10 protein-coding genes are annotated in these 13764 nt (G+C 69.8%); 7 read left to right on the top strand and 3 right to left on the bottom strand.

Annotated elements, in window-relative coordinates; genetic code table 11:
- Window positions 1-195 precede the first annotated feature (195 nt).
- The 3 genes from ACFU95_RS08930 to ACFU95_RS08920 form a co-directional block, all read right to left on the bottom strand.
- Window positions 196-1107 carry a carbohydrate kinase gene (locus tag ACFU95_RS08930; RefSeq protein ID WP_383823864.1) on the bottom strand — a complete coding sequence of 304 codons (912 nt, stop codon included), beginning with the start codon at window positions 1105-1107 and terminating at the stop codon, window positions 196-198.
- Window positions 1104-2153, bottom strand: a complete 1050-nt coding sequence (locus tag ACFU95_RS08925) for a LacI family DNA-binding transcriptional regulator (protein ID WP_383823861.1) — start codon at window positions 2151-2153, stop codon at window positions 1104-1106. The genes ACFU95_RS08930 and ACFU95_RS08925 overlap by 4 nt, the downstream gene beginning before the upstream one ends.
- Before the next feature lie 227 nt (window positions 2154-2380).
- Entirely contained in the window at window positions 2381-3337 is a 957-nt protein-coding gene (locus tag ACFU95_RS08920; protein WP_383823858.1) for a hypothetical protein, read from the bottom strand.
- 320 nt (window positions 3338-3657) lie between these two features.
- Between ACFU95_RS08920 and ACFU95_RS08915 the strand changes: the two genes are divergently transcribed.
- From ACFU95_RS08915 to gap, 7 genes are all read left to right on the top strand, one after another.
- Entirely contained in the window at window positions 3658-4032 is a 375-nt protein-coding gene (locus tag ACFU95_RS08915; protein WP_383823856.1) for a hypothetical protein, read from the top strand.
- Between the two features lie 67 nt (window positions 4033-4099).
- Window positions 4100-6214, top strand: a complete 2115-nt coding sequence (uvrC, locus tag ACFU95_RS08910) for an excinuclease ABC subunit UvrC (protein WP_383823854.1) — start codon at window positions 4100-4102, stop codon at window positions 6212-6214.
- A complete protein-coding gene (gene rapZ / locus ACFU95_RS08905; protein WP_383823851.1) occupies window positions 6211-7227 on the top strand; it encodes an RNase adapter RapZ in 1017 nt (338 codons plus the stop codon). The genes uvrC and rapZ overlap by 4 nt, the downstream gene beginning before the upstream one ends.
- Complete coding sequence (yvcK, locus tag ACFU95_RS08900) at window positions 7224-8291, top strand: uridine diphosphate-N-acetylglucosamine-binding protein YvcK (RefSeq protein ID WP_383823849.1); 1068 nt, start codon at window positions 7224-7226, stop codon at window positions 8289-8291. The genes rapZ and yvcK overlap by 4 nt, the downstream gene beginning before the upstream one ends.
- Window positions 8282-9271: a DNA-binding protein WhiA gene (gene whiA / locus ACFU95_RS08895; protein ID WP_383823846.1), complete on the top strand. Its 990-nt coding sequence runs from the start codon at window positions 8282-8284 to the stop codon at window positions 9269-9271. Before yvcK ends, whiA begins: the two co-directional genes overlap by 10 nt.
- A gap of 151 nt (window positions 9272-9422) precedes the next feature.
- A complete protein-coding gene (locus tag ACFU95_RS08890; protein WP_383823843.1) occupies window positions 9423-12377 on the top strand; it encodes a M14 family zinc carboxypeptidase in 2955 nt (984 codons plus the stop codon).
- A gap of 230 nt (window positions 12378-12607) precedes the next feature.
- A complete protein-coding gene (gene gap / locus ACFU95_RS08885) occupies window positions 12608-13618 on the top strand; it encodes a type I glyceraldehyde-3-phosphate dehydrogenase (RefSeq protein WP_048585224.1) in 1011 nt (336 codons plus the stop codon).
- The last annotated feature ends 146 nt before the right edge of the window (window positions 13619-13764 follow it).

Genomic DNA, 13764 nt, shown 5'->3' with positions numbered 1-13764 from the left:
AGAAAACACAGAAAAAAAAGAAACACGCACCCAACGATTTCTTACCCACAAGACCAAACCCCAACAAAAACCAGGACCGCCCCCCCCCCCGGCACCCCCCCCCCCGCCCCGCCGCACGTTGGATCAACAGCTGCCCGATTGCTGCGGCAGTGACGAACCTTGACTGCTCAAGAGTGGAATGGAACGGCACGCCTCCTAGAAGTCCCCCAGCTCGGAGGCGTACGGCGGCTCGGCGCCCGCCCGGGAACAGGTGATCGCGGCAGCCCGCGCCGCGAACCGCAGCAGCCTTGTCCAGCCGTCGGCGCCCAGTCCCAGGAGCGCCTCGGCGGACAGGCCGTCCTGGGCGGCCAGCCCGTGCAACAGGGCCGCGTTCACGGTGTCGCCCGCACCGATCGTGTCCACGACGTCCACCTCCTCGCCCGGCACGGAGTGCACGGCTCCGTCCCGTGTGAAGGCCGTCAGCCCGTCACCGCCGTGAGTGATCACCACGGCCGCAGGCCCCGCGGCCAGCCACTCACGCGGCGTGCCGCCCAGCCACAGTGCGTCCTCCTCGGAGAGCTTGAGCAGTGACACCGACGGCAGCCAGCTCTTGAACCGGGCCCGATATGCGTCCGGGTCGGGAATCAGCCCGGCTCGGATGTTCGGGTCGAGCGCGGTGAACACCCCTGCCGCGGCCGCGCTCCGCATCAGCTCTTCATAGGCGCTCGCCCCCGGTTCCAGGACGAGCGAGCAGGTACCGAAGGACACCGCGCGGGTTGCCGAGGGCAGCTCCGAAGGTGCCGCGAAGAGCCGGTCGGCGGTGCCCTCGACGTAGAAGGAGTAGGCGGCCGAGCCGTTCGGGTCGATGGTGGCGACCGCGAGCGTGGTCGGCTCCGCACCGCGCTGCACGGCCGATACATCCACGCCTGCCTCCCGCAGCCCCCCGAGCAGGGCCTCGCCGAAGGCGTCGGAGGAGGTGCGGGAACTGAAGGCGGTGGGGGAGCCGAGGCGACCGAGGGCCACGGCGGTGTTGTAGGGGCCGCCGCCGAGCGCCGGCTTCAGGCCCGCGAGGGCGCCCGTGCCCTGCGGTACCAGGTCGATCAGGGCCTCACCGGCGACGACGATCACGAGACGGTTCCTTTCACGGACGTCAGGGGCTGTTCGGGGCATCCACAGGAGGTGCGATGTACGAAGGTGCAGGGGAGCCGCTTGGTCCGGGCGGGCCGGTCCGGAGCGGCAAGGCGATCCAGGAGTACCCGGACCGCCAGGGCGCCGATGTCCCTGCTGGGCTGGGCTATCGCGGTGAGTCTCGGCGAGAACAGGTCGGCCCAGGCGAAGTCGTCGAAGCAGCACAGAGCGATGTCGTCGGGCACGGACATGCCGTGGCCGCGCAGGGCGCGCAGAGCCCCGATGGTCATCGCGTTGTTGGCGGTGACGAGAGCAGTGGGCGGCGAAGCGAGCGACAGCAGCGCGGCGGTGGCCTGTTCAGCGCCGGCCGACTCGGAGTCGCCGTGTACGACGAGGCGCTCGTCGTACACGAGCCCGGCCGTCGACAGGCCGTCCCGGTACCCGGAAAGTCGCTCGCTGGTGGTGCTGAGTCCCGGCAGGCCGGCGACCAGGGCGATCCGACGGTGGCCGAGGCCGGCGAGATGGGTGACCAGCTGGGCCATGGGCCCGGCACTGTCGGCGCAGACCTGGTCGAACCGCGTCGAGCCGCCCGCCGGGAGGTCGACCAGGCGGTCCAGGAGGACCGTCGGCACCTTGTGACGCCCGAGGTAGGCGACGAGTTCGCGCGGGTCGGCGGAGGGGGCGACGATCATGCCGTCCACGCGGCGCTCGTGCAGGAGCTGGATGACCTTGCGCTCATGCTCCGGATCGTCGTGCGGGTCGGCGATGAGCAGGCTGTAGCCGTGTTCCACGGCGCCGGCCTCGACACCCTGGAGTATCTCCGTGAAATACGGGTTACTGATCGCGGAGACCGCGAGCCCGATGGACCGGGTGCGGGATGTCACCAGGGAACGAGCGAGGGTGTTGGGCGTGTAGCCGAGCTCGTCCATGGCGTCCAGGACCGCCTGACGGGTGTGGGGCAGCACCGGCCGCGTTCCGTTCAGCACATGGGAGACGGTCGCCACGGACACGCCCGCGCTCCGCGCGACGTCTGCCATGGTTGCCATCTCGATCCCCTCCCTCGGCCGCACCCCTCCCTGGGTGTGCCGCGGTCCTTCCGGCCGGAAGGTATCCCATTCGGCGCCGGACGTAAACGCTTGCGCAATCGTTTACGTCATCGCTCCGGTGACCAAGGCGCCCGACTGCCGAGGGCCCGACTGCCAAGGGGGTGCCAAGCGGTACTCGGATCAGAACCTGATGGCCGACCGGGTCGAGGGTGGGTCGGGGCGTCGGCTCACTCCCACTCCCACCCGATGCCCACGATCCCCGTCCGCACCCGAGGCTCGACCAGGTGGACGGAACGATGCAGCCCGCTGAGGGCCAGTCCCTGGCGGCCGCTGCGGGGTGCTGCCGCCGAGTGCTGGGAGAAGCGATGGCAGTGGACCGGGAGTGTGTTCTCGGTGAAGCGGACCTGGAGGGCGTACTGGCCGCCCGCGAGAGGGAAGCCGCGGGCGTATTCGCGGGACACGTCGGCCGTCCCGTCCTCGACGCCGTGACGGAAGAGGTAGGTGTCACCCGCCCGCAGCCGTGTGCCGAAGAGCAGCTCGGCCACGAGGACCCCCGTGGCGTGATGCCAACGGACCCGGCCCGTGCGGCAGTTCTCCAGTGCGTGCACCGCCATGCGTTCCGGCACGCATCCGGGGTCGCCGTGGTGGACGGCGACGAAGCGGTCCACGCCGTCCCTGTGGGCGCGTACGACGTGGTGCGACTCGCGCCCCGCCAGCTCACGGCGCGCCCCGATCCGTACCCGCTCGTGGTGGGCGAGGGTGTGCAGGCCACCGTCGACCGGACAGTCCAGGTCGGCCAGCAGCTGCTCCAGGACGCCCGAGGCCTCCACCAGGGAGCGGTAGGAACGCGCCGCCGGCCGCTGGAGCGCGGCATGGTCGTCGGCCTCGGCGAGCAGCCGGATCAGGGACTCCTCCGGCAGCTGGAGGATCTCCTCCAGCGCCCGCACCGCACGCAGTGACTCGGGGCGCTGCGGTCGGCGGGCGCCCTGCTGCCAGTAGCTCAGGCTGGTGACGCCGACCTTCACACCACGACGGGACAGATGGTGCTGCACGCGCTGTAGCGGCAGTCCCCGGGCGGCTATCGCGGCGCGCAGGGCGACGTGGAAGGGGCCGCCTCGCAGGGCCGTGTCCAGTTCCGCGGTGGCGACGGCGGGGATGTCCGCGTGCTGTGTGGCGTGCGGCATGCAGGGGCCTTTCTGTGGTTGTTCGCAACGGCTGGTCAGACCGGGTCGCGCGGTGATCGGGGCCACTCCGTCGGCGCGGGGCGGGGTTCTTCACATCCGTACGCCGTTGCTCAGGGCCCTGAGTTCCCCCGCATTGAAGCGTGTTGACAAAGTCCCGACAACACCTGATGCCCAACAGCACCGCACCCTGGCCGAGTCGCGATGCGTCAGGCTCAAGTCACCCTGTCCGTCCCGGTGTTGTCCGCCACCTGCCTGCCACCTGCGTCGATGCCTCGCCGCGGAGCAGCCGGTCTCCAGTCGAGCGTGGGATGATCGCGCCCATGGAGGAGATCTGGCGATGCGGCGACGGCGCAGAGCCGGTGACGGCCGACGAGGCGGTCCGTCTGCTGGGGGAACGGATCTCCGGCGGGCTGCTCGAAACGTGGCTGACCAGTTCCTCGGGGCGCCGTCTGGCAGTGGTGAGCAACACCGAACGCGCGATGGTGATGTTGCTCGATGACGAGGACGACCCCGGCGCGCACGCCGCCGACCCCGGGGCCGAGGGCGGCAGAGGGGGCTACGTGCTCACGAACGGGCAGTGTGACACGTACCCGGACGCGGACACCGTTCCGCTCACGGAGGCGCTCCGGATCGCCCGCCACCTGCTGGATTTCGGGACACCGCCGGCCGACGTGTCGTGGGTTGTGGACCGCTGAGCCCGACGGCCGGGCCGTTGTCCACAGCCTCGCCGGACTGTCACTGCTCGCCAGTAGGGTGTGAGACATGGCCGACCCCTCCAGCTACCGCCCCAAGCCGGGACAGATCCCCGACTCTCCCGGGGTGTACAGGTTCCGTGACGAGCACCGCCGGGTGATCTACGTCGGAAAGGCGAAGAGCCTGCGTCAGCGCCTGGCGAACTACTTCCAGGACCTGGCGGGCCTGCACCCGCGCACCCGGTCCATGGTCACCACGGCCGCGTCAGTGGAGTGGACGGTGGTGTCCACGGAGGTCGAGGCCCTCCAGCTGGAGTACTCCTGGATCAAGGAGTACGACCCCCGGTTCAACGTCAAGTACCGCGACGACAAGAGCTACCCGTACCTCGCGGTGACGATGAACGAGCAGTTCCCACGGGTACAGGTGATGCGCGGTCACAAGAAGAAGGGCGTGCGGTACTTCGGTCCGTACGCGCACGCGTGGGCGATCCGGGACACCGTCGACCTCCTCCTGCGTGTCTTCCCGGTCCGCACGTGCTCGGCCGGCGTCTTCAAGAACGCCTCCCGCACCGGCCGCCCCTGTCTGCTCGGCTACATCGGCAAGTGCTCCGCCCCCTGCGTGGGACGTGTCTCCGACGACGAGCACCGGGAACTGGCCGAGGAGTTCTGCGACTTCATGACCGGCCGCACGGGCACCTATCTGCGCCGGCTGGAGAAGCAGATGATGGAGGCGGCCGACGAGATGGAGTACGAGCGGGCCGCCCGCCTGCGCGACGACATCGAGGCCCTGAAGAAGGCCATGGAGAAGAACGCGGTCGTGCTCGCCGACGCGACCGATGCCGACCTCATCGCGGTCGCCGAGGACGAGCTCGAGGCGGCCGTGCAGATCTTCCACGTCCGTGGAGGTCGGGTGCGAGGCCAGCGCGGCTGGGTCACCGACAAGGTGGAGGAGATCACCACCGGCGCCCTCGTCGAGCATGCCCTCCAGCAGCTCTACGGCGAGGAGACCGGGGACTCGGTGCCCAAGGAGGTCCTCGTCCCGGCGCTGCCCGACCCGCTGGAGCCGGTGCAGGAGTGGCTGACCGGGCGCCGTGGCTCCAATGTCTCCCTGCGCATCCCCCAGCGTGGCGACAAACGCGCCCTCATGGAGACCGTCGAGCGCAACGCCAAGCAGGCACTCGTCCTGCACAAGACCAAGCGCGCCTCCGACCTGACCACGCGCTCGCGTGCCCTGGAGGAGATCGCCGACGCCCTCGACCTGGACAGCGCCCCGCTCAGGATCGAGTGCTACGACATCTCCCATCTCCAGGGCGACGACGTCGTGGCCTCCATGGTCGTCTTCGAGGACGGGCTCCAGCGCAAGAGCGAGTATCGCCGCTTCCAGATCAAGGGCTTCGAGGGCCAGGACGACGTCCGCTCCATGCACGAGGTGATCACCCGCCGCTTCAGGCGCTATCTCGCCGAGAAGGAGCGGACGGGCGAGTGGGCCGACGGCGAGGACTCCCTCGCGGCCGACGGCGACGGCCCCCTCACCTCCTCCGGCCCCCTCACCGACACCGCCGCCGCCCCCCTCGCCGACGGCCTCAAGGACGACGAGGGCCGCCCCAAGCGCTTCGCCTATCCTCCGCAGCTGGTCGTCGTGGACGGCGGGCAGCCGCAGGTCGCGGCCGCCCAGCGAGCCCTGGACGAGCTCGGTATCGACGACATCGCCGTGTGCGGCCTGGCCAAGCGCCTGGAGGAGGTCTGGCTGCCCGGCGACGACGACCCGGTCGTCCTGCCCCGCACCAGCGAGGGTCTCTACCTGCTCCAACGCGTCCGGGACGAGGCCCACCGCTTCGCGATCACCTATCAGCGCACCAAGCGCGCCAAGCGTTTCCGGTCGAGCCCGCTGGACGACGTCCCCGGCCTCGGTGAGACTCGCAAGCAGGCGCTGATCAAGCACTTCGGTTCGGTGAAGAAGCTGCGATCCGCGACAATCGACCAGATCTGCGAGGTTCCGGGCATAGGTCGCAAGACGGCTGAGACGATCGCCGTGGCCTTCGCCCAGGCGGCCCCGGTCGCACCCGCCGTCAACACGGCGACTGGAGAGATCATGGAAGACGAGGAATCCGAAACGACGGCGGAGACCTCGGGGGAGCCCGTGTCCGCGGGCACCCCGGACGAACGACGGGGGCAGGAGAGATGAGCGAGCACGACACACAGCCCACAGCTGAGCGAGATCCACAAGCTCAGGAAACACACAAGGCGGGCGGCGAGGATCTCACCCAGCAGGACGCACGCCAGGAAGACGGAGCACAGGTGAGTACGGGCAGCGATTCAGCCGGGGTCCCCGAAGTGGCCATCCCCGAGCTGGTGATCATCTCCGGCATGTCCGGAGCGGGCCGCTCGACGGCAGCCAAGTGTCTGGAGGACCTCGGCTGGTTCGTCGTCGACAACCTCCCGCCCGCGCTGATCCCCACCATGGTGGAGCTCGGCGCCCGCTCCCAGGGCAACGTGGCGCGGATCGCGGTGGTCGTCGACGTCCGCGGCCGTCGCTTCTTCGACAACCTCCGGGAGTCCCTCTCCGACCTCGACACCCGGGGTGTGACGCGCCGGATCGTCTTCCTGGAGTCCTCCGACGACGCCCTGGTGCGCCGCTTCGAGTCGGTGCGCCGTCCGCACCCCCTTCAGGGCGACGGCCGTATCGTCGACGGGATCGCCGCCGAGCGCGAGCTGCTGCGCGAGCTGCGGGGCGACGCCGACCTGGTGATCGACACCTCCAGCCTCAATGTGCACGAGCTGCGGGCCAAGATGGACGCCCAGTTCGCCGGCGAGGAGGAGCCCGAGCTGCGGGCGACGGTCATGTCCTTCGGCTTCAAGTACGGCCTCCCGGTTGACGCCGACCTGGTCGTGGACATGCGCTTCCTGCCCAACCCGCACTGGGTCCCGGAGCTGCGCCCCTTCACCGGCCTCAACGAGGAGGTGTCGGCGTACGTCTTCAACCAGCCCGGCGCGAAGGAGTTCATCGACCGCTACTCCGAGCTGCTCCAGCTCATCGCGGCCGGATACCGCCGCGAGGGCAAGCGGTACGTGACCATCGCGGTCGGCTGCACCGGCGGCAAGCACCGCTCGGTCGCCACCTCCGAGAAGCTCGCCGCCCGCCTCGCCTCCCAGGGCGTGGAGACGGTGGTCGTACACCGGGACATGGGACGGGAATGACGGGACGTACTCCGCGGCTGAGCAGGCTGCGCCGGGCGGTGCCCGAGTCACGCGCCGGCCGGCCCGCCGAGGCCCGCGGCGGCAGACCGCGCCGCCGGGGCACCCAGCCCAAGGTCGTCGCCCTCGGCGGCGGCATGGGACTGTCCGCCTCGCTCGCCGCGCTGCGCCGGATCACCGGCGACCTCACCGCCGTGGTCACCGTGGCCGACGACGGCGGATCCAGCGGGCGCCTGCGCGACGAGCTGGGCGTGCTGCCGCCAGGTGATCTGCGCAAGGCGCTGGCCGCGCTGTGCGGCGACGACGACTGGGGCCAGACCTGGGCCCGCGTCATCCAGCACCGCTTCCACTCCCAGGGCGACCTGCACGACCACGCGGTCGGCAACCTGCTGATCGTCGCCCTGTGGGAGCAGCTCGGCGACCATGTCCAGGCCCTCGACCTGGTCGGCAAGCTGCTCGGCGCGCACGGGCGCGTGCTGCCGATGTCCGCCGTACCGCTGGAGCTCCAGGCCCTGGTCAAGGGGCACGACGCGGACCAGCCCGAGGCCGTCGACACCGTCCGCGGCCAGGCCAATGTCGCCCTCACTCCCGGTGAGGTCCAGTCGGTGCACGTCGTACCGTCCGACCCGCCCGCCGTTCCGGAGGCCGTCGCCGCCGTCCGGGACGCGGACTGGGTGGTGCTCGGCCCCGGGTCCTGGTTCTCCTCCGTCATCCCGCACCTGCTCGTGCCCGAACTGCTGGACGCCCTCACCGAGACGAAGGCGCGCCGGGTACTCTCCCTGAACCTCGCCCCGCAACCGGGAGAAACCGAAGGCTTCTCACCGCAGCGTCATTTGGAGGTTTTGGGACGACACGCCCCTAAACTCGCCCTGGACGTGGTGCTGGCCGACGAGGCCGCCGTGCCGGACCGGGATGTGCTCACCGAGGCCGCCAAGCGGCTCGGTGCCGCGGTCGAGCTGGCCCCGGTGGCCCGGACGGACGGGACGCCCCGGCACGACCCGGAGCTGCTCGCCGCCGCGTACGACCGTATTTTTCGGATGCATGGAAGGATCGGCCCATGGCGATGACGGCAGCGGTGAAGGATGAGATCTCCCGGCTCCCCGTCACCCGGACCTGCTGCAGGAAGGCGGAGGTCTCCGCCATTCTGCGGTTCGCCGGCGGCCTCCACCTGGTCAGCGGGCGCATCGTGATCGAGGCGGAGCTGGACACCGCGATGGCGGCCCGTCGTCTCAAGCGGGACATCCTGGAGATCTTCGGCCACAGCTCCGAACTGATCGTGATGGCACCGGGCGGGCTGCGCCGCGGCTCGCGCTACGTCGTACGGGTGGTCGCGGGCGGTGACCAGCTGGCCCGCCAGACCGGTCTGGTCGACGGACGCGGGCGCCCGATCCGCGGGCTGCCCCCGCAGGTGGTCTCCGGGGCCACCTGTGACGCCGAGGCCGCCTGGCGGGGTGCCTTCCTGGCGCACGGTTCGCTCACCGAGCCCGGCCGCTCCTCCTCCCTGGAAGTGACCTGCCCGGGCCCCGAGGCCGCGCTCGCCCTGGTCGGTGCGGCCCGTCGGCTGTCGATCGCCGCCAAGGCCCGCGAGGTGCGCGGTGTGGACCGCGTGGTCGTCCGGGACGGCGACGCGATCGGCGCGCTGCTGACCCGGCTCGGTGCGCACGAGTCCGTGCTGGCCTGGGAGGAGCGCCGGATGCGCCGCGAGGTCCGCGCCACGGCGAACCGCCTCGCCAACTTCGACGACGCCAACCTCCGCCGCTCCGCGCGCGCTGCCGTAGCCGCCGGCGCGCGGGTCCAGCGCGCCCTGGAGATCCTCGGCGAGGAGGTTCCCGAGCACCTTGCCGCCGCCGGGCGCCTGCGCATGGAGCACAAGCAGGCATCCCTGGAAGAGCTGGGCGCGCTCGCCGACCCGCCGCTGACCAAGGACGCCGTCGCCGGCCGGATCCGCAGACTGCTGGCCATGGCGGACAAGCGGGCCCAGGACATCGGCATTCCGGGCACGGAGGCCAACCTCAGCGAGGAGCTGGCGGACAATCTCGTCGGCTGACGTGAGAGATCGTCAAGATGCCGGTGCCGACGTCGACTTGAGGCGTCGGCACCGGTATTTGTCAGTCTTTGCGGCACTCTTGACTGCGCCGTGAAGTGGCATGAGCCTGGCAGTCATTCGCCGCTGTGGCGAAACACTGCTAGGGGGGTTCATGAGACATAGAGCGAGATCGATCCTCGCTGTCGGCGCGCTCCTGATCGGCGGAGCGAGCATCGCACCCATCGCCCAGGCCCAGCAAGGAAGTTCGCAGGACACCGACCCCAACGAGGTCAAGGTCTTCCGTGCCGAGGTCACCAAGAAGCAGATACCCCTGCTGCTGGCGGCCGGCCAGGACGGACACGAACTCAGTGAGCAGGCGCCCGAGAAGGGCACGGCCACCGTCGAGGTGTACCTCACCGACGACCAGGCCGGGAAGCTGGAGAAGAAGGGCGTCGAGCTCACCGAGCACAACCTCACCGCCAAGGCCGAGGCCCGCACCGACAAGGCCGCCGAGGGGGTGTACCGCCCGTACAGCGGAAGCGGGGGTCTCAAGGAGGAGCTCCTGCGGACCGGACAGGAGAACCCCGGCCTCACCAAGGTCGTCTCCATCGGCAAGACGGTGGGCGGGCAGGACATCCTGGCGCTCAAGCTCACCAAGAACGCCAAGAAGACGAAGGACGGCACCAAGCCCTCCGTCCTCTACGTCTCCAACCAGCACGCGCGTGAGTGGATCACGCCGGAGATGACCCGGCGCCTGATGCACCACTACCTGGACAACTACAAGACGGACAAGCGCGTCAAGAAGATCGTCGACTCGACCGAGCTGTGGTTCGTCCTCTCGGCCAACCCCGACGGCTACGACTACACCTTCAAGGACTCCAGCACCCGTCTGTGGCGCAAGAACCTGCGCGACATCAACGGCGACGGCGCCATCAGCACCGGTGACGGCGTCGACCTCAACCGCAACTTCCCCTACAAGTGGGGCTACGACGACGAGGGCTCCTCCCCGAGCCCCACCAGCGAGACCTACCGCGGCGCGTCCCCGGGCTCCGAGCCGGAGACCAAGGCGCTGGACGCCTTCGAGCGCCGTATCGGCTTCGACTACGGCATCAACTACCACTCGGCAGCCGAACTCATCCTCTACGGCGTCGGCTGGCAGGTCGCCACGAACTCCCCGGACGACGTCCTCTACAAGGCGCTCGCCGGCACACCGGAGAACCCCGCGGTCCCCGGCTACCACCCGCAGGTCTCCTCGGAGCTGTACACCACCAACGGCGAGGCCGACGGACACGCCTCGAACGTCAACGGCATCGCGATGTTCACGCCCGAGATGTCGACCTGCCAGACCGCGTCGAACATCGACCCGAACGACCAGTGGAACGCGCGGGACTGCCAGTCGGTCTTCAACTTCCCGGACGACGAGAAGCTGATCCAGCAGGAGTTCGCCAAGAACGTCCCGTTCGCGCTCTCCGTCGCCGAGTCCGCCGCGCACCCCGACCGGCCCTCCTCCTCGCTCGGCCTGAGCGCCGCCGACTTCATCCCGGCGCCGTTCACCACGTCGTACTCCCGCGGCGCCGACCAGGAAGTCTCCGTCGTCGTACGCAAGTCCGTGCGTGACAAGGAGCTCAAGTACCGCGTCAACGGCGGCCGTACGGAGGACATGGCGCTCAGGCCCTGGAAGGGCGGCGAGACGTACGGCGGTGAGGACAACCTCTACTTCGACGAGTACCGGGCCAAGGTCGCGGACGGCGACCCGGGTGACAAGGTCGAGGTCTGGTACACCGGCGAGACGAAGAGCGGAAAGCCCGTCTCCAGCGCGCACTTCACCTACACCGTGGCCGAACGGCCGCGCGCGGACGTCCTCGTGGTCGCCGAGGAAGGCGCCACCGCCACGCACGCGCAGAAGTACGTCGACGCGCTCAAGGCCAACGGGCACCGGGCGATCGTCTGGGACGTCGCCACTCAGGGCGCGCCCGACGCGCTCGGCGTGCTGGGCCACTTCGACACGGTCGTCCACTACACGGGCGTGAACGTCCCGGGCAACGCCACCCAACTCCAGCTGCGCGCCTACCTCAACGAGGGCGGCAAGCTGATGGAGGCGGGCGAGCAGGCCGGTGGCAACGTCGACCTCGGTGGCGGCACCCTGTCGGACGACTTCAGCCAGTACTACCTGGGCGCCTACTCGCGCACGTCGATCCCCGGGGTCACCGGCTTCACCGGCGCCGGCAGGCTCGGCGGCTTCACCGGCCCGCTCGGCGAGGCCACCGGCAACCCGCTCGACAAGGCCGGGACCTACAGCGTCACCTCCGACGAACTCCCCGCCGACAAGTACCCGCAGTTCGCCAGTGCGGGCGCGGGCCAGTTCGCCGGGACCGTCAACCCGTACGGCCCGTACGCGGGATCCTCCATGGCGGCCGCCGTTCACACCGACGACGCCTACAAGCGGCTGACCAGGACCGTCGACCTCACCGGAGTGAGCGCCGCGCAGAAGCCGACCCTGCGCACCCAGTTGCTGTGGGACGTCGAGCCCGGCTACGACAACGTCCTCATCGAGGCCCACACCACAGGGGCCGAGGACTGGACGACACTCCCCGAGACGGGCGGCGCCACCAGCACCACCGTGCCCGCGGACTGCGAGGCCGGGTTCTACGCGGAGCTGCACCCCTGGCTCAACCACTACCTCACCGTGGCGACGAGCGGGTGCACCGCGAGCGGCAGCAGCGGCCAGTGGAACGCGCTCACCGGCGCCTCCGACGGCTGGGAGCAGGTCGGGTTCGACCTGAGCGCCTACGCCGGCAAGTCGGTCGAGCTCTCGATCAGCTACGTCACCGACCCGAGCAGTGGAGGCCACGGCGTCCTCGCCGACGAGACCTCGCTCGTCGTCGGCGCCGCGGCCACCGAGACCGAGGGGTACGAGACGTCGCTCGGCGCCTGGAAGGTGACCGGCCCGCCCGCGGGCAGCCCGGCCGTCCTCAAGGACTGGGTGCGGACCGGGGCGCTGTTCCAGACCTTCGGTGCGATCACCACGGACGACACCGTGCTGCTGGGCTTCGGCCTGGAACACGTCACCTCCGCGGCCGACCGCAAGGCGCTCATCGGAAAGGCCCTCCTCTCACTTGAGGGCTGACACGCCGAGGTCAACCGTGCGCGACGCACCGTGACCGAAACGAGTGATCCGGGCTTCCGGGGCAGGGCGGTCCGTACCCCTACTGGCGGGTACGGACCGCCCTGCCGTGTATGAGGCATCTGGATGTCACCACGGAGGCTCCAGAGAGGTAGGGTCGTAGGCGGTCGGGGACATCCCAAATAGAGCTCGCCGGCACCGCATGGCCGGCGTACCAACGAGGAGATCGGTTCGTGACGATCCGCGTAGGCATCAACGGCTTCGGTCGTATCGGTCGCAACTACTTCCGCGCGCTGCTGGAGCAGGGCGCTGACATCGAGATCGTGGCTGTCAACGACCTGGGTGACACTGCGACCACGGCTCACCTGCTGAAGTACGACACGATTCTGGGCCGCCTCAAGGCCGAGGTGTCGCACACCGCCGACACGATCACCGTCGACGGTCACACCATCAAGGTCCTGTCCGAGCGCAACCCCGCCGACATCCCGTGGGGCGAGCTGGGCGTCGACATCGTCATCGAGTCGACGGGCATCTTCACCAAAAAGGCCGACGCCGCGAAGCACCTCGCCGGCGGCGCCAAGAAGGTCCTCATCTCGGCTCCGGCCAAGGACGAGGACATCACCATCGTGATGGGCGTCAACCAGGACAAGTATGACGCGGCGAACCACCACGTCATCTCCAACGCCTCCTGCACCACCAACTGTGTGGCGCCGATGGCCAAGGTCCTCGACGAGAACTTCGGCATCGTCAAGGGTCTGATGACGACGGTCCACGCGTACACCAACGACCAGCGCATCCTGGACTTCCCGCACTCGGACCTGCGTCGCGCCCGCGCCGCCGCCGAGAACATCATCCCGACCACGACGGGTGCCGCCAAGGCCACCGCCCTGGTCCTGCCGCAGCTCAAGGGCAAGCTGGACGGCATCGCCATGCGCGTCCCGGTCCCGACCGGTTCGGCCACCGACCTGGTCGTGACGCTGCAGCGCGAGGTCACCAAGGACGAGGTCAACGCCGCGTTCAAGAAGGCCTCCGAGGACGGCGACCTGGCGGGCTACCTGGCGTACACCGAGGACCCGATCGTCTCCTCGGACATCGTCAGCGACCCGGCCTCCTGCACCTTCGACTCCTCCCTGACCATGGTCCAGGAGGGCAACTCGGTGAAGATCCTCGGCTGGTACGACAACGAGTGGGGCTACTCCAACCGCCTCGTCGACCTCACGGTCTTCGTCGGCAACCAGCTCTGATATATCCAGAGCAGGCGTATTGATGTGAGTGCAGGGCTCGGGGGGGGGGAAGAGAAACCCCCCCCCACCCCCCCCCCCCCCCCCACCCCACCCCCCCCCCCCCCCCCCCCCCCCCCCCTCCCCCCACAACCCCACCCCCCCCCCCC

The sequence above is a fragment of the Streptomyces sp. NPDC057623 genome (assembly GCF_042800355.1).
Taxonomy (GTDB): domain Bacteria; phylum Actinomycetota; class Actinomycetes; order Streptomycetales; family Streptomycetaceae; genus Streptomyces.
Note: the sequence above shows the minus strand (reverse complement) of the source record. Positions and strands in the feature narration are given on the sequence as shown.